Raw genomic sequence first — 15,507 nt, forward strand, 5'->3', positions numbered from 1 at the left:
CATCGGTCTCGGCGTGACGAAGCTTCGGCTGACCGGCGGCGAGCCCCTGGTGCGCAAGGGGGTGATGGAGCTGATCGAGGGCCTGGGACGGCATCTGAAGACCGGCGCGCTCGCGGAACTGACCCTCACCACCAACGGCACCCGGCTGAGCGAGTTCGCCGAACGGCTGGCCGGCGCGGGCGTGAAGCGGATCAACGTCTCGCTCGACACCCTGAAGCCCGAGCTGTTCCGCACGCTGACCCGGGGCGGCAGCCTGCAGAAGGTGCTGGCGGGCATCGAAGCCGCCCAGGCGGCGGGGCTGTCGGTGAAGATCAACGCGGTGGCGCTGAAGGACGACAACGCTCAGGAGCTTCCAGGCCTCATCGCATGGGCCCACGGCCGCGGCTGCGACGTCACCCTGATCGAGACCATGCCGCTTGGCGAGGTGGAGGCCGACCGCACCGACCAGTTCCTGTCGCTGAAGGACGTGCGGCGCGAGCTGGAGAGCTTCTGGACACTGGAAGACATTCCCCTGAACACGGGCGGCCCGGCCCGCTACGTGCGGGTGGCCGAGACCGGCGGGCGCCTGGGCTTCATCACGCCGCTGAGCCACAATTTCTGCGAGGCCTGCAACCGGGTGCGGCTGACGTGCACGGGGACGCTGCACACCTGCCTGGGCCAGGAGGACAGCGCCGACCTGCGCGCGGTCCTGCGGGCCGGGGCGACGGATGCCGACCTCGTGGAGGCGATCCGCAACGCCGTGGACGCCAAGCCCAAGGGCCACGACTTCGACGTCGCCCGCGCCAAGCCGGCGGTGGCGCGGCACATGTCGACGACGGGCGGCTGAGCCATGGCGCGCGTGCTGCTGTTCGGACCCTTGCGTGACCTCGCGGGCTGGCGGGAGCGGACGATCGACGCCGGCTCCCTCTCCGGCCTCAAAGCCGCGATCGCCGCCGAGGACGCGGCCTTGGCCGCGGCGCTCGAAGGACCCGGCGTGCAGGTGGCGCTGGACCAGACGCTCGTGCGTGGCGATCCCCAGCTGGCCGCAGGATCCGAGGTCGCCTTCCTGCCGCCCATGAGCGGCGGATGAGCATCCGGCTCACAGAGCAGCCGTTCGATCCGGGCGCGCTGCTCTCGGATTTCACGCGCGGCCGCACGGAAACCGGCGCGGTGGCGACCTTCACCGGCATCGCCCGGGCGGAGAAGGGATCGACCGCGATCCTTGAGCTGGAGGCCTATCCGGGGTTCACGGAGGCGGAGATCGGGAAGATCGCCGAGCAGGCGCGGGCCCGGTTCGCGCTCGACGACCTGCTGATCCTTCACCGGACAGGCCAGATCGCGCCGGGCGAGCCGATCGTCTTCGTGGCCACGGCCGCCGCGCACCGGCGCGCGGCTTTCGAGGCCTGCGACTTCCTGATGGACTACTTGAAGTCCAAGGCGCCCTTCTGGAAGAAGGAGCACGGCCCCGGCGGCGCCCGCTGGATCGAACCCACCGCCGCCGACCACGCCGACCGCGCCCGCTGGGAAAAGGAGACCTCCACATGAACGCATTCACGCCCGGCGGCCGCATCGACGAGAACCGGCCCTTCAAGCCGGTGAAGGTGGCGGTGCTGACCATCTCCGACACCCGTGACGAGGAGAGCGACACGTCCGGCCATGTGCTGGCCGAGCGGGTGAAGGGCGCGGGGCACGAGCTGGCGGCCAAGGGCATCGTCCGCGACGACGTCGAAGAGATCCGCCGCCAGGTGCTGGCCTGGGTGGACCAGGGCGTCGAGGCCATCGTCACGACCGGCGGCACCGGGATCACCGGCCGCGACGTGACCCCCGAGGCGGTGCGGCCGCTCTTCGACAAGGAGATCGACGGCTTTTCCGTGATCTTCCACCTGGTCAGCTACCAGTCGGTCGGGCTGTCCACCCTGCAGAGCCGGGCGTTGGCCGGCATCGTGAAGGGCTGTTTCGTCTTCTGCCTGCCCGGCTCGAACGGGGCGGTGAAGGACGGCTGGGATAAGGTGATCTCGGCCCAGCTGGATAGCCGCCACGGCCCCTGCAACATGGTCGAGCTGATGCCGAGGCTGATGGAGGCGTGAGCAAGCTCACCCACCTCGACGAGACCGGCCGGGCCCGCATGGTCGACGTCTCGGACAAGGCGGTCACGACGCGCGAGGCGGTGGCCGAAGGTTTCCTGCGGATGAGCCCCGACACCCTGGCGCTGGCGCTCTCGGGCGAGGGTCGGAAGGGCGACGTGCGGGCGGTCGCCGAGATCGCGGGCGTCATGGCGGCCAAGAAGACCTCGGACCTGATCCCGATGTGCCACCCGCTGCCGATCTCCAAGGCCGAGGTGCGGGTGGAGCCGGCCGACGGCGGGCTTTCCGTCACCGCGCGGGTGAAGACCACCGGCCAGACGGGCGTCGAGATGGAGGCGCTGACGGCGGCCTCGGTGGCGCTGCTGACGCTCTACGACATGCTGAAGGCGGCCGAGAAGGGCATGGTGATCGAGGCCGTGCGCCTGGTCAGCAAAACCGGCGGCAAGAGCGGGGACTGGACCGCGTGAAGCTGCTCCCCGTCGAGGACGCGCGGGCGCGGATGCTGGCCGAGGTTCCGGCGCCGGTCGCGGAGGCCGTGCCGCTGGCGGACGCCGTGGGCCGCGTGCTGGCGGACGACGTGGCGGCCGTGCGCGACCAGCCGCCGTTCGACGCCTCGGCCATGGATGGCTATGCGGTCCGAAGCAGCGACGGGCCGGGCCCGCTGAGCGTCGTGGGCGAGAGCGCCGCCGGCCGCGGCTACGAGGGCGCGCTGCACGCTGGCGAGGCGGTGCGGATCTTTACCGGGGCGGCGATCCCAGCCGGCGCCGACGCCATCGTCATCCAGGAGGACGCCACCCGCGACGGCGATACGGTCACCGTCCCCGCGGTCGAGCCCGGCCGTCACCTGCGGCCGGCCGGCGGAGACTTCAAGGGGGGCCAGCCGCTGCTGGCGCGCGGCGTGCGGATCGATCCCTGGCGGCTGTCGCTCGCCGCGGCGGCCGGCCGGGCCGAACTGTCAGTCGCGCGGCGGCCGCGCGTGGCGCTGTTCTCCACCGGCGAAGAGATCGTCGAGGCTCCCGCTCAGCCTGGACCCTTCCAGATCTACGATTCCGGCTCGCCGGCGCTGGCGGCGATGATCGCAGCCTGGGGCGGCGAGGTGCGACGCGCGAGGCCGGTGCGCGACGACCTGGAGGCGACCGTCGACGCTCTGCGCGCCGCCGAGGGCGACCTGGTGGTGACGGTCGGCGGCGCCTCGGTGGGCGACCACGACCTGGTGCGCAAGGCGGGCGCCGCGCTCGGCCTGGAGCTGAAGGTGGCCAGCGTCAACGTGCGGCCGGGCAAGCCCACCTTCTTCGGCCGCCTGGCCGACGGGCGCCTGATGCTGGGTCTCCCGGGCAACCCCGCGTCCGCCTTCGTCTGCGCCGAGATGTTCCTGCGCCCCATCCTGAACCGGTGGCAGGGCGCGCCGGCCGAACCCGCGACGATTCCCGCGCGGCTCGAAGCGGACCTGCCGGCCAACGGGAGCCGCGAGCACTGGATGCGGGCCAAGCTGACCTACTCGGCCGGCGGCGTCAGCGTGAGGCCGTTCCGGGATCAGGACTCGTCGCTGGTCAGCGTGTTCGCCGCCGCCGACGCGCTCATGCGCCGCCTGGCGGACGCGCCGGCGGTCTCGGCGGGCGAGGTCGTGGACGTGCTGCCGCTGTCGCGGGCGTAGCGCAGGGCGGTGATCTCGCCGATCACCGAGACGGCCACCTCGAACGGCGCCTTGCCGCCGATATCGAGACCGATGGGGGCGTGCAGCCGGGCGATGGCGGCCTCGGGCATGCCTTCGGCCCGGAGCTCGGAAAGCCGCCCGGCCAGCCTGCGCCGCGCGCCGAGCAGCCCCACGTAGGCCGCGCGCGACGGCAGGGCCACCCGCAGGGCGTCGCGGTCGGTGTCGAGGTCGTGGGTGGCGACGGCTACATGGGTCCAGGCGTCGAGCCCGATGGCGGCCAGCGCCTCGCCGGGCGCGTCGCGGCGATAGGCGACGCCGGCGATCGGCGGCGGGACGGCCGGACCCTTCGGCCGCACCAGGGTCGTCTCGAAGCCCGAACGGACGCCGAGCTCGGCAATGGCCAGCGCGGTCGGGTCGCCACCCACCACCACCAGCCGCGCCGTCGGCTCATAGGCTCGTACCACCGCCGCTTCCGGCCAAGGCGAGGCCTCCGATCCGCAGGCGCGCGCTTCGCCGTCGCTGACGTAGGTCACCGCACGACGCGCTTCCCAGGCGGCCAGCACCTCGGCCACGGCAGGGTCGTCGGGGCCGACCCGCTCGAGAAAGATTTCGATGCGCGCGCCGCACAGCAGGCGGATGTCGGGCCATGGACTGCCTTCGCCGTAGACCAGCGTGCGCGGCCGCCCGTCGGCCAGGCAGGCGTCGGCGTGGCCCGCCACGTCCCCCTCGACACAGCCGCCGGAGAAGTAACCGCTGACCACGCCCGGCGCGAAGACCATCTGGGTCCCGGGCGGACGGGGGCCGCCGCCCTCCACCGCCGTCAGCGTCGCCAGCACGCAAGGCCCGCCCGCCGCCCGCGCCGCCTGCAGCGCCGGCCGCACGTCATCGGCGAGGCCGAAGGCCGGCCATTCGGGCAGGGCGTCGATATGTGGCGAATTCACGCTTTTAAGACTCACGAAAGGTCTCGGTCACGGCTTCTTAGGCCTTCCAGGTGAAGATGGCGGCTCAAGAGGACTACACCAAGCCTTCGCCATCCCATGACGTCTTTGCTCAGCAAGCTCGGCCTCGGGTCCGGGCAATTCGGCTTCGACCAGCCGGCCCTGCGCGGCCGGCCGCGTGAGGCCGAGGCCCGCGATATCCTGGCGATCGCCGCACGCTCCGGCCTGGGCGTCCTGGAGGTCGGCCGCCATAGCCAGGCGGCCGAGTCCATGCTGGGCCAGGCCCTGCCGCGACCGAACCCCTTCCGCGTCACCCTCACCACCGTCCGCCCCGACCGCGGGCCGGATCTGGTCGAGGCCGAGGTGCGCGCCCAGATGCGCCGCATGGGCGTCGAGCGGGTAGACGCGCTCCTGGCGCCGTCGGCGACCGACCTGTTCTCGCCGCTCGGCCCGCAGCTGTGGGACCGTCTGCGCGCCCTGAAGGACGCCGGCCTCTGCTCCAAGATCGGGGTGTCGGTTTACGCCTCGGACGATCCGATCGGCCTGACCAAACGCTTCAAGCCCGACGTCATCCAGGCGCCGGCCTCGCTGCTGGACCAGCGGCTGCTGATCGACGGCACGCTGGCCGAGCTCTGCGAGATGGGGGTCGAGGTGCACCTGCGCTCGATCTTCCTGAACGGCGTGCTGTTCCTGCCGCCCGATCGGGCCCCCAGCCACCTGAAGGCGGCCGCCGGCCGTATCAGCCGGGCCCGGCGCCTGATCGCCGAAGGCCGGTCCGACCCCCTGCAGGCGGCCCTCGGCTTCGCCCTGTCACGGCCCGAGGCCTCGGCGGTGCTGGTCGGCGTCGGCTCCGCCGCCGAGATGAGCGCGGTCGTGGCGGCGGCCATGAGCCCGCCGCCAGACCTCGACTGGGACGAGATGGCGCTGGACGACCCCGAGGCCCTGGCCTGGGCCGCGGCCTAGCGACAAGCCGCCCCTCCCGCGAGAGCGGAATAGAACCACTGAAAACACCGAAGGCGCCTGCGGCGCCGTCACTGAAGGGGCGTGTTCTCGGCCTCCGCCCTTCAGTGTTTTCCGTGTTTTCAGTGGTTGGACGACCGAGCCTCCGCAGGCGCGAAGGCTCGATGCGAGATCTAACCCAGCGCCTTCTTGTAGAGCTTCGTCAGCTCGGCCCAGGCGCGCTCGGCCTCGGCCTGGTGGTAGACCTGGCTGCCGGGCACGGTCCAACCGTGATCGCCCTGGTAGACGTCGACCACCGCCGGACGCTTGGTCTCGGCGAACGTCTTCTTGAGGATCTCCTTGGATTCCGGATCTCGGGCGTCATCGTTCTTGGCGACGGCGACCAGGTACGAGGCCTTGGTCTTGGCGACCAGCAGGTGCGGGCTGGTCGGTTCCTTGGTGGTCAAGCCGCCGCCGTGGAAGCTGGCCACTGCCCCGATGCGGTTCGGGACCGCGCCGGCCGTCTGGAACGACAGCGGGCCGCCCATGCAGTAGCCCTGCACGCCGATCGGCTTCTTCTTGTTCACCTGGGGCTGGGCGTCGAGGAAGGCGACGTAGGCGCGGGCGTCCTCGAACGGGTTCTCGCCCTCGATCAGCGCGGCCCGATATGAGCCCAGCGCCTTACGGCCCTCAGGGTCGCCGAAATTCAGCTTCTGCGTGTCGGCCTGCTTGGCCGAGCGGTAGAACGGGTTCACCACCAGGACGACGTAGCCCTGGGCGGCCAGCCTGCGCCCCATGTCGCGGAAGACGGGACGCAGACCCCCGATGTCGGGCCACACCAGCACGCCCGGCCAGGTCCCCTTGCCCGACGGATGCAGCAGCACCGCCTCGGACTCGCCGTCCGGCGTCTTCACGACGACGTCCTTCTCGACGACGTTCGCCTGGGCCTGCGCCTCGGCCGCCGTCAGCGCGACGGCGGCGATCCCCAGCGCGCCCAGGCCCACGGTCCGCCGCGAGACCGGCTCGGCCCACGGATTGATGTCCTCGTCGCACATTGGCGGATCCTCCCTTCGCTGTTCGCGCAAAAGCGTGGCCGCGATTGTTGCGGCCGTATTTCGCGAAGGGGAACAAAGAAAAAGGCGCCGACCCTGAAGCCGGCGCCTTCGTCATCGTTCTGGCGGGCGGCTCAGCCCCAGACGCCGTAGGCGTCCTTGAACGGCTTGCCCAAGGCCTCGGCGACGGCCGGGTGGGTGATCTCGCCCTTCAGGACGTTCAGGCCCTTCGCCAGATGCTTGTTGGTCTTCAGCGCGTCCAGGCCCTTGTCGGCCAGGCGCAGGCCGAACGGCAGGGTCGCGTGGCCCAGGGCTTCCGACGAGGTGCGGGGCGCCGCGCCCGGCATGTTGGCCACGCAGTAGTGGACGACGCCGTCGACGGTATAGGTCGGGTTCTTGTGGGTGGTCGGCCGGCTGGTCTCGAAGCAGCCGCCCTGGTCGATGGAGACGTCCACCAGGACCGCCCCCGGCTTCATCTGCGACAGGTGCTCCTTGCGGACCAGCTTCGGCGCGGCCGCGCCCGGGGTCAGCACGGCCCCGATCACCACGTCGGCCTTCAGGATCTCCTCCTCGACCGAGTCGTAGGTCGAGTAGCGGGTGATCACCCGGCCGGCAAAGATGTCGTCGATGTAGCGCATGCGCGGGATCGACCGCTCCATGATCACCACCTCGGCGCCCAGGCCCGCGGCCATCACCGCGGCGTTGGCGCCCACGACGCCGCCGCCCAGGATGCAGACGCGCGCCGGCGGCACGCCCGGCACGCCCGAGATCAGGAGGCCCATGCCGCCGTTGTGCTTCAGGAGGGTCTCGCCCGCCGAGAAGACGGCGATGCGACCGGCGACTTCCGACATCGGCGCCAGCAGCGGCAGGCCGCCGGCGTCATCGGTGACCGTCTCGTAGGCGATGGCCGCGCAGCCCGACTGCAGCAGCCCTTCGGTCTGGGCCGGATCGGGCGCGAGGTGCAGGTAGGTGAAGAGGATGTGCTTCTCGGTCAGGCGGGCCCACTCGACGGCCTGGGGCTCCTTGACCTTCACGATCATCTCGGCGCCCGAGAAGACCGCCTCGGCGTCAGGGACGATCTTGGCCCCGGCCTTCACATAGGCCTCGTCGCCATAGCCGGCGCCGCCGCCGGCGCCCTGCTCGACCAACACTTCATGGCCGTGGGCGACATATTCGCGGACCGCCGCGGGGGTCAGCCCCACACGATATTCGTCCGGCTTGATCTCACGAGGCACGCCAACGCGCATGAAGCCCTCCATAGGGGTGCGTTATTGCGGAGAGCGGACGGTTTGGTGGGAAGCTGTGCCGGTGTCAACCGGAGTTATCCTGAAGGCGGACGCCGCTATCGCTTCCCCGGATGGTCGTGGCCATCGTCGGTCGGGCGCGCATCCCAGACGGAGGGACCTTCGGGCGCCACCGCCACGTCTTCGACCGGCGGACCGTTGTTGGCGGGCAGCCCGTCGGCGGTCTCCATCTGGGGCGGCAGGGGGCCTTCGGGCTTCTTCAGGTGTTCGGCCCGAAGCTCGCCGTTCGCGCGGCGCTCGAAGTGGACGTCTTGGCGCCGGTCGCCGGTGGCCACCCGCTCGTCGGCGTCGCGCATGCCGTCGCCGACAGCGACGCCGTGCTGGATATTCTGGTCTGGCTGCTGGGTCATGGCCGGCCTCCTGATCCCAAGAAGCGGCGACGACGGGGTGGGTTCCGGACGAGCGCCCACGAAAAAGCCCGCCGCGGTCTCCCGGGCGGGCTTGTCCGTAACTGGGTCGAAGGGCTTAGAGCTCTTCGTTGATCAGCGCGACCTGGTAGAAGCCGTTGCCCTGCAGGTCGTTCATCACCGCCATGAAGTCGCCGTAGCGGACATCGCGGTCGGCGCGGATGTAGACGCGCTGTTCGGTCGGCGGCGTGGCCGGGTCGTCCCGCTGCAGCTGGGCCGACAGGTCGCCCGCCAGACGCTCGAGCGCGGTGGGCTGATCGCCGATGTAGAGGCCGCCGCGCTGGATGTTGATCAGCGTCGGCTCCTTCACCACCGTGCCGGGCGGCGGCGGAATGGCCGGCGGCAGGTCGAGCTTGATGGAGACCGTGGCGGCCGGAATCGACACCATGAAGATGATGAGGAGCACGAGCATCACGTCCACGAAGGGCGTGACGTTCATGTCCGAGTTCTGGCCGAGGTCGAACTTATTGCCGCCCCCGCCGCCGATCTTCGCACCCATACGTCCTGGATCCTTCCCTCGGGCGTGCGCAACCTTGCGCGCCCGTTCGCCGGGACCATTGGCAAGCCGAAAACGCCTTGTAAAGCGTGAAAGCGCCCGCCTTGCGGCGGATCGGCCTCCGATCTAGGGGGAAGCCATGAATTTCAGCTTCGACGCCTACGTCACGGCCGCCCACTTCGACCGTTCGGGGAACGCCGGATTCGCTCTGGGCGACGGCACGGTGCGGTTCGCCGATGGGACCACCGTGGAGGCGCACGACGGCGCGAGCCTCGCGGCGGTCGTCCACCCGAGCGGCGAGGGCCTGGTGTCGGGGGGCGACAACGGTCGCGTGGTCTGGGCGCGCGCGGACGGGTCGACCGAGGTGCTGGCCGAGGTCCGCGGTAAGTGGATCGACAGCGTGGCGGCCAGCGCGGAGTCCGGCCTGGTGGCCTTCGGCGCCGGACGCGAGCTGCATGTGCGCGACGTGAAGGACGCCGCTTTCCAGCGCGTGTTCACGCACGAGAAGACTGTCGCCGACATCGCCTTCGACCCCAAGGGCCGGCGCCTGGCGGTCGCCAGCTACGGCGGCGCCTTCCTCTGGTACGCCCGCATCGCCGACCAGAAGCCGGTGGCGCTGAAGTGGGCCGGCAGCCATGTGGCCGTGGTCTGGAGCCCCGACGGCAAGTTCCTGATCAGCGCCATGCAGGAGAACCAGCTGCACGGCTGGCGCGTGGCCGACGAGAAGAACATGCGGATGGGCGGCTACCCCACCAAGCCGAAGAGCCTGGCGTTCCTCTCGAAGGGCAGCCTGCTCGCCACCAGCGGCGCGAACGGCGTGGTGGTGTGGCCGTTCTCGGGTCCTGCCGGCCCCATGGGCAAGCAGGCGGCCGAGGTAGGCTACGACGAGAGCACGGTCGTGACGAAGATCGCGACGGCGCCGGCCACCAGCTGGCTGGCCGCCGGCCTCGAGGACGGCCGCGTCTGGGCCTGCGACCTCACCGGCCAGCGGATCATCCCGCTGAAGGCCGAGAAGGGAAGCCAGATCACGGCGCTCGCCATCACCCCCGACGCCAAGCGCGTCGCCTGGGGCGACGAGGACGGTAACGCCGGCGTGGCGGAGGTCGCCTAGAACCCCTTCAGCTCGGCCCAGACGTCGAATGGGTCGCGGGCGGCTTTCAGGGTGTTGATCGGGTGGGCCTCGTCGCGGAAGCCCATCGCCATGCCGGAGAACAGCATGTGGTCGTCGGGCAGCTCCAGAGCCTTGGCCACGGTCTGCGGGTAGCGGGCCCAGTACTCCTGCGCGCAGGTGTCGAGACCGCGCTCGACCGCCAGCAGCATGACGGTCTGCATGTACATGCCGACGTCGGCCCACTGCGGCGGGCCCAGCTTGCGGTCCAGGCAGAAGAAGAGGCCCACCGGCGCGCCGAAGAACTCGCCGTTCTTGGCCAGCTGGCGCAGGCGCGCCGGCTTGTCCTCACGAGGGATCGAGATCGTCGCGTAGAGGTCCTCGCCGTTCTGGAAGCGGCGGGTGCGGAACGGGTCCCACAGGTTCGGCGGATAGACGTCGTATTCGGGCGGCTCGCCCAGCGGATTGGCGCGGACCTCGGCCTTGAGCGCCTCCAGCGGCGCGCCGGCCAGCGCATAGACCCGCCAGGGCTGCAGATTGCCGCCCGACGGCGCCTTGGCCGCCAGCTGCAGGATCTCGCGCACCGTTTCCGCCGGCACCGGGTCGGGGCGGAAGGCGCGGACGGACATGCGGCGGGCGACCGCCTCGGAAACGTTCATCTTGCGGCAACCATGATTTCGCACCCTCTGACGGGGGGACCTATCAGCCGGTCCCAAGGTCAAGACAAGCCGTCGGGGCGAGCGTGGCGAAGCGGAGCAAAAACGGCGGCTGGTTCCGCAAGCTGGTGACGGGGCTCGTCATCGCAGGCCTGATCGTCTTCTGGATCGGTCCGGTGCTGACCGTGGCGGTCTATCGCTTCGTCCCGGTGCCGCTGACCTATCTGATGGTCCAGCGGGTGTTCGAGGGCCAGGGCGTCGAGCGCGAGTGGGTCCCGCTGGAGCGGATGTCGCCGCACCTGGTGCGCGCGGTGATGGCCGGCGAGGACGCCCGCTTCTGCGAGCACTTCGGCTTCGATTTCAACGCCATCCGCCGGGCCATGGCCTACAACGAGAGCGGCAAGCGCATCCGCGGCGGCTCGACCATCAGCCAGCAGACCGCCAAGAACGTCTTCCTGTGGCCGCGGCGCGACTGGGTGCGCAAGGGGCTCGAAGCCTACTTCACCGTGCTGATCGAGATCGGCTGGGGCAAGCGCCGGATCATGGAGGTCTATCTGAACTCCATCGAATGGGGGCCGGGCGTCTATGGCGCCGAGGCCGCCGCCCAGGCGAACTTCGGCGTACCCGCCAGCCGGCTCACTGCGGCGCAGGCGGCGCGGCTGGCGGCGATCGTGCCCAAGCCCTTGTCGTGGAAGGCGGCCAAGCCTGGGCCGTACATCAAGCGCCGCTCCGGCAGCATCCGCCGCAACGCAGGCGCGGTGCGCAGCCAGGGCCTGGCGGGCTGCGTCCTGGATTGAGGACGGATTACTTCGCCTGAGCCTCGGGGTCCTCGGCCGCCTCGACCGCGCGCAGCTTGGCCCGCTCGGCCTCGAGCAGGGCCTGCAGACGCTGGCGGTCCTCGGGCGCGACCGCGGCCTCCAGCAGATCTTCGAAATGCTGGATGTTCTGCTGGATGACGAACTTCTGCATCGTCAGCGACCTACAGGCTAACCGGCCAGAGCCGCGAAAAGGCGCGGCCGAGGCTTCATTAGCACAGGACTCGCTTCCGACGCGAATCTTCCGATTGATATCGTTAGGGTTACTGACGCGCGGGGTCGGCGGCGCGATACAACCTGATCGATACTGAACGTCGGTCAGGGATCGCGCCGCCCGCCCGCGACCTACCGCTTAGCGGTAGTAGCCGTAGTAGGCGTTCCGCGGGGCGTAGTACCGGTTGTCGTAACGGCCGTAGCGGTCGTAGTTGTTGTACCGATAGCGGCTGTCGTAGTTCGAATAGGCGCGGTTCGTGCGGTAATAGCGACGGTTCTTGTCCTTCGCCGTCGCCGCGCCGAGGGCCGCGCCCGCCGCCGCGCCGACCAGGGCGCCGGTGGTGTCGTCCTTCGAGATCGCCGCGCCGGCGACGCCGCCGATCAGGGCGCCGATGATGGCGCGCTCGGCCTTCTCGCCGGCTGCGGCCGTCCCCGCGGGGAGGGCGATCGAACCCGCGACCAGGGCGGCGACAGCGATCTTCGACTTGGCTTGCATCTTCATGGTTCGGCTCCTTGTCCGTTGAAGCCGTTCTAAAGGGCGCCACTTGAACCCACCCTGAAACGCGTCGTTCAGGTTCCGGTCATCTGCCGAGCCCGGCCCGCGGACAGAAGAAACCCCGCGGGCCGGGGACACCCGCGGGGCAAACCTTGGCTAGCTACGCACTGTCTGCAGGCCGGCGCTCTAGCAGCGGCGCCATCCTGCAGTTCAGCCAAGCTTGAGCGCGCCAAAGCGCCGCTGGTTCCGTCGAGCTGCGCAGCGAGGCCGAGCTCACGTTCCCGCCCGGCGGCCTGGAGTGCCGGTTGACCGCGCCTCTGGCCTAGGGCTCCAGACGGGCGTCCAGGGTGATCTCGGCGTTCAGCACCTTGGAGACGGGGCAGTTCTGCTCGGCGTCGTGGGCGAGCTCGAGGAACTTGGCTTCATCAAGCCCCGGGACCTTGCCACGCAGCGTCAGCGCCGAGCGGCTGATCTTGAAGCCCGCGCCGTCCTGGTCCAGCGACACGGCGGCCTCGGTCGAGAGCTCGTCAGGCGTGAAGCCGGCCCGCTGCAGGCCGAACGCCAGGGCCATGGTGAAGCAGCCCGCGTGGGCCGCGGCGATCAGCTCCTCAGGGTTCGTGCCCGGATCGCCCTCAAAGCGGGTCTTGAAGGAATAGGGCGTGTCGGAGAGGACGCCCGAGCCTGAACTCAGCGCGCCGGACCCGTCGCGTCCCGTTCCGCGCCACACCGCGCTCGCCTTGCGGATCATCTTCAAGCTCCTCGTTCGGGTGAGGCGCCCAGCATGGACCCGGACGGCGGGCGTTCCTAGGCCTGACGGCGCTCCTCCGGCGCCCAGCTGCGCTGCTCGGCGGCGACCGCCTGGACGCGCGCGGCCAGCGCGCGATAGCCCTCGGCGAGGTCGAGGCAGCGCAGGCGTCCGGCGAGGCTCTGCGCCCGGGCCGCCAGCGCTTCGGCTTCGGCGGCGTGCTTGAGATAGGTTTCAGCCCTGGTCATGCCGTGTCGAACGAGCTTGGCCGCGAGCCGGTTCCGCCGCTCACGAAGGCGTCAGTTGGGAGTGGCGTCGGGGCCTGCCGGATGCGCGTCCGCCGCCTTCGCCGAACTGGACCAGGCCGCGGCCGCCGCCGCGCCGATCACCAGCGAGACGCCCAATGTCTGGGTGAGGCTGAGCCGTTCGCCCAGCAGTACGAGGCCCGACAGGACGCCGAACGCCGGCTCCAGGCTGGTGAACACGGCGAAGGTGCGCGCCGGCATCCGCGGCATGGCGAAGAACTCGAGCGCGAAGGGAATGGCCGTCGACATGAGGGCGACCAGCAGGGCGTAGGGCAGGATCGCGGGCGAGAAGAGCCCGGCGCCGGCCTTGGCGAGCCCGACGGGCAGCACCGCGACGGCGGCGATGGCCACCGAAAGCCCCGCCGTGGCGACGCCGTAGCTGCCGCTGACGCTCCGCCCCATCAGGATATAGGCCGCCCAGCAGGCGCCGGCGCACAGGCCCCAGCCGATACCGACCGGATCCAGGGCCGCGGCCGCCGCGCCTACCCCTACCAGCAGCCACACGCCGACGCCGGCCATGGCGGCCCACAGGAGGTCGCTGGCCCGCCGCGAGCCGAACACCGCCACCCCCAGCGGCCCCAGGAACTGGAGCGCGATGGCCACGCCCAGGGGCAGGCGGGCGATGGCCAAGTAGAAGAACAGGATCACGCCGGCCACGGACAGGCCCAGGCCGACCAGCGGCAGGATCGAGGCCCGACCGGGCCCAAGCCCGCCCTTCCACACGCGCCAGGGCCGCCCCACGGCCAGCAGCATTAGCGCGCCCAGTGAAATCCGCAGCGCCGCCGCGCCCTCGGGCCCGACCGCCGGGAACAGGCCCTTGGCCAGGGCGGCGCCGACCTGGAAGGCGGCCATGGCGGCGGTCACCGCCGCCAGCGGCAGGACCACGCCCGAGGGCCAGGCGACGTTTCGGTGGGCCAAGGTCTGCTCCTGCCGGCGGAAGACCTTGCCTTAGGACCGGGCCGGCCTGGCGGAAAGGGCCGGTGGCGCGGCGCTGGCCACGGCGCAGCTTTCCAGCGCATCCTTGGCGCCGGACATGACTCGGAGGGGACCCCAATGGAATCGCCGATCCTGGCGCCCGTCATCGGCCTGGTGCTGTGGTCGCTGGTGATGTGGCTGTGGCTGTATGCCACCCGCATCCCGGCCATGCAGAAGCTGAAGATCCCGCTGGACCCCACGAAGCCGACGGGCGAGCTGACCGCCGCGCTGCCGCCGCAGGTCCGTTGGAAGGCCGACAACTACAACCACCTGATGGAGCAGCCGACGATCTTCTACGCCACGGCGCTCGCCCTGGCGGTCGCCGGCGCAGGCGACGGGCTGAACGCGACCCTGGCGTGGGCCTATGTCGGCCTGCGGGTCGCCCATAGCCTCGTGCAGGCGACCGTCAATGTCATCATGGTCAGGTGGGCGCTGTTCATGCTGGCCTCGGCGGTGCTGACGGCGATGGCGGTGCGCGCCGCGATGGTCGTGTTCTAGCGATACGTGGTAGGTCGGCAGGATGAGCGACACTCCCGCCGACAAGCCGCCCGAGGGCGAAACCCCGATGCAGAAGGCGCTGCGGCTGAAGAAGGCCGCCCAGGCCTCGCAAGCTCGACCTGGCGCCGGGCTGGCCGACGAGCGGGCCGCGGCGCACGCCTCGTCGTCGAAGTCCAAGCCCTGGATGAAGCGCTAGCGTTCACGCGCTGGCCGCCTTCGTGCACCAGGGCGGCGGGCACTATCAGGGAACCGCGGCCGTCCGCGACGCGGTGAAGAAGGAAGCCCTGCGCAAGCGGGGATCCGTTACGTCGAGCTCACCCCCGACCATGGGCCAGAGGACGTGGCCCGCGAGATCGCGCGGTTGGCGGGCGGCATGAAGGCCGAAACCGCTCAGGAAGCGGCGCGCGGCGGCCGCGGGGTGTGTTCACGTAACGTTCGCCTGAACGACCCATCCGTGCTAGGCTGCGCGGATGAGCGCCAAGGCCCCGCGCAAGCCCTACGTCCGCTGGTCCGAGGACGTCGCCGAGCGCGTCTGCGAACAACTGGCCCAGGGTGTGCCGCTGCGCCACCTGGCCGCCTACCCCGACCTGCCCTCGCCCCAGCAGATCCGCGCGTGGATGCGGACGAAGCCGGGGTTCGCCGCCCGGGTCGACCAGGCCCGCGTGGTCGGCGGACTGCCCCGCCGCGGCCGCCCCAGCCGTTTCGATCCGGCCATCGCCGACGCCGTCGTCGAGCGCCTTGCCCAGGGCGCGCCGCTGTACGTCATTGCCCAGGACCCGGCGCTGCCCTGCCTGATGACGCTCTACAACTGGATGAACCGCCGCCCGGACTTCGCCGGCGACG

At 70.9% G+C, this 15,507-nt stretch carries 22 protein-coding genes and 1 pseudogene; 12 read left to right on the top strand and 11 right to left on the bottom strand.

The features are described 5' to 3' along the window. The 6 genes and pseudogenes from RIF93_RS12050 to glp form a co-directional block, all read left to right on the top strand. Positions 1–826: GTP 3',8-cyclase MoaA (locus RIF93_RS12050; RefSeq protein WP_309091633.1), on the top strand; the 826-nt coding region annotated here is incomplete at its 5' end. Between the two features lie 3 nt (positions 827–829). Next, entirely contained in the window at positions 830–1,069 is a 240-nt protein-coding gene (locus tag RIF93_RS12055) for a MoaD/ThiS family protein (protein ID WP_309091634.1), read from the top strand. After that, entirely contained in the window at positions 1,066–1,524 is a 459-nt protein-coding gene (locus tag RIF93_RS12060) for a molybdenum cofactor biosynthesis protein MoaE (protein WP_309091636.1), read from the top strand. The genes RIF93_RS12055 and RIF93_RS12060 overlap by 4 nt, the downstream gene beginning before the upstream one ends. Beyond that, entirely contained in the window at positions 1,521–2,066 is a 546-nt protein-coding gene (moaB, locus tag RIF93_RS12065; RefSeq protein WP_309091638.1) for a molybdenum cofactor biosynthesis protein B, read from the top strand. The genes RIF93_RS12060 and moaB overlap by 4 nt, the downstream gene beginning before the upstream one ends. Continuing rightward, on the top strand, positions 2,063–2,530 hold the full coding sequence (gene moaC / locus RIF93_RS12070) for a cyclic pyranopterin monophosphate synthase MoaC (protein ID WP_309091640.1): 468 nt from the start codon (positions 2,063–2,065) through the stop codon (positions 2,528–2,530). Before moaB ends, moaC begins: the two co-directional genes overlap by 4 nt. Next, a pseudogene (gene glp / locus RIF93_RS12075) lies at positions 2,527–3,711 on the top strand (gephyrin-like molybdotransferase Glp); the annotation flags it as partial. The gene moaC and the pseudogene glp, both read left to right, overlap by 4 nt. Here glp and RIF93_RS12080 read toward each other — a convergent pair. Further along, positions 3,597–4,673, bottom strand: coding sequence for an XdhC family protein (locus RIF93_RS12080; RefSeq protein WP_309091643.1), 1,077 nt, complete (start codon positions 4,671–4,673; stop codon positions 3,597–3,599). The pseudogene glp and the gene RIF93_RS12080 sit on opposite strands and share 115 nt — an antisense overlap. Positions 4,674–4,754: 81 nt before the next feature. On the opposite strand from RIF93_RS12080, the gene RIF93_RS12085 reads away from it, so the two are divergent. After that, a complete protein-coding gene (locus tag RIF93_RS12085; protein ID WP_309091645.1) occupies positions 4,755–5,618 on the top strand; it encodes a bifunctional regulator KidO in 864 nt (287 codons plus the stop codon). Between the two features lie 170 nt (positions 5,619–5,788). Here the strand turns inward: RIF93_RS12085 and RIF93_RS12090 are convergent, their stop codons facing one another. From RIF93_RS12090 to RIF93_RS12105, 4 genes are all read right to left on the bottom strand, one after another. After that, a complete protein-coding gene (locus RIF93_RS12090) occupies positions 5,789–6,649 on the bottom strand; it encodes a dienelactone hydrolase family protein (RefSeq protein ID WP_309091647.1) in 861 nt (286 codons plus the stop codon). 131 nt (positions 6,650–6,780) lie between these two features. Continuing rightward, positions 6,781–7,893, bottom strand: a complete 1,113-nt coding sequence (gene ald / locus RIF93_RS12095; protein WP_309091649.1) for an alanine dehydrogenase — start codon at positions 7,891–7,893, stop codon at positions 6,781–6,783. A 95-nt stretch (positions 7,894–7,988) separates the two neighbouring features. Continuing rightward, entirely contained in the window at positions 7,989–8,300 is a 312-nt protein-coding gene (locus RIF93_RS12100; RefSeq protein WP_309091651.1) for a hypothetical protein, read from the bottom strand. 115 nt (positions 8,301–8,415) lie between these two features. Beyond that, a complete protein-coding gene (locus RIF93_RS12105; RefSeq protein WP_309091652.1) occupies positions 8,416–8,856 on the bottom strand; it encodes a biopolymer transporter ExbD in 441 nt (146 codons plus the stop codon). Positions 8,857–8,992: 136 nt separating this feature from the next. On the opposite strand from RIF93_RS12105, the gene RIF93_RS12110 reads away from it, so the two are divergent. After that, positions 8,993–9,964, top strand: coding sequence for a WD40 repeat domain-containing protein (locus RIF93_RS12110; RefSeq protein WP_309091654.1), 972 nt, complete (start codon positions 8,993–8,995; stop codon positions 9,962–9,964). Here the strand turns inward: RIF93_RS12110 and RIF93_RS12115 are convergent. Further along, positions 9,961–10,620 (bottom strand): nitroreductase, encoded by a 660-nt coding sequence (locus tag RIF93_RS12115; RefSeq protein ID WP_309091656.1) that lies wholly within the window; start codon positions 10,618–10,620, stop codon positions 9,961–9,963. The genes RIF93_RS12110 and RIF93_RS12115 overlap by 4 nt on opposite strands. 83 nt (positions 10,621–10,703) lie before the next feature. On the opposite strand from RIF93_RS12115, the gene mtgA reads away from it, so the two are divergent. Then, complete coding sequence (gene mtgA / locus RIF93_RS12120; protein WP_309091658.1) at positions 10,704–11,414, top strand: monofunctional biosynthetic peptidoglycan transglycosylase; 711 nt, start codon at positions 10,704–10,706, stop codon at positions 11,412–11,414. Positions 11,415–11,421: 7 nt separating this feature from the next. Here the strand turns inward: mtgA and RIF93_RS12125 are convergent, their stop codons facing one another. The 5 genes from RIF93_RS12125 to RIF93_RS12145 all read right to left on the bottom strand — a co-directional run bounded on the left by RIF93_RS12125 (position 11,422) and on the right by RIF93_RS12145 (position 14,109). Beyond that, positions 11,422–11,586, bottom strand: a complete 165-nt coding sequence (locus RIF93_RS12125; RefSeq protein ID WP_309091660.1) for a hypothetical protein — start codon at positions 11,584–11,586, stop codon at positions 11,422–11,424. 198 nt (positions 11,587–11,784) lie between these two features. Continuing rightward, a complete protein-coding gene (locus RIF93_RS12130; RefSeq protein ID WP_309091662.1) occupies positions 11,785–12,147 on the bottom strand; it encodes a glycine zipper 2TM domain-containing protein in 363 nt (120 codons plus the stop codon). A gap of 316 nt (positions 12,148–12,463) precedes the next feature. After that, a complete protein-coding gene (locus RIF93_RS12135; protein WP_375163877.1) occupies positions 12,464–12,895 on the bottom strand; it encodes an OsmC family protein in 432 nt (143 codons plus the stop codon). A gap of 50 nt (positions 12,896–12,945) precedes the next feature. Next, complete coding sequence (locus RIF93_RS12140; RefSeq protein ID WP_309091666.1) at positions 12,946–13,134, bottom strand: hypothetical protein; 189 nt, start codon at positions 13,132–13,134, stop codon at positions 12,946–12,948. A gap of 51 nt (positions 13,135–13,185) precedes the next feature. Further along, positions 13,186–14,109, bottom strand: coding sequence for an EamA family transporter (locus tag RIF93_RS12145; protein ID WP_309091668.1), 924 nt, complete (start codon positions 14,107–14,109; stop codon positions 13,186–13,188). Between the two features lie 135 nt (positions 14,110–14,244). Here RIF93_RS12145 and RIF93_RS12150 point away from each other — a divergent pair, with 135 nt between their 5' ends. From RIF93_RS12150 to RIF93_RS12160, 3 genes are all read left to right on the top strand, one after another. After that, positions 14,245–14,664, top strand: a complete 420-nt coding sequence (locus RIF93_RS12150) for an MAPEG family protein (RefSeq protein WP_309091669.1) — start codon at positions 14,245–14,247, stop codon at positions 14,662–14,664. Between the two features lie 22 nt (positions 14,665–14,686). Continuing rightward, the gene (locus RIF93_RS12155; RefSeq protein WP_309091671.1) at positions 14,687–14,860 is read left to right on the top strand and encodes a hypothetical protein; all 174 of its coding nucleotides are present in this window, start codon (positions 14,687–14,689) and stop codon (positions 14,858–14,860) included. A gap of 274 nt (positions 14,861–15,134) precedes the next feature. Continuing rightward, positions 15,135–15,507: hypothetical protein (locus tag RIF93_RS12160; RefSeq protein ID WP_309091672.1), on the top strand; the 373-nt coding region annotated here is incomplete at its 3' end.

Origin of the sequence: Phenylobacterium sp. (genome assembly GCF_031181185.1) — a bacterium.
In the GTDB taxonomy this organism is placed as follows: domain Bacteria; phylum Pseudomonadota; class Alphaproteobacteria; order Caulobacterales; family Caulobacteraceae; genus Phenylobacterium.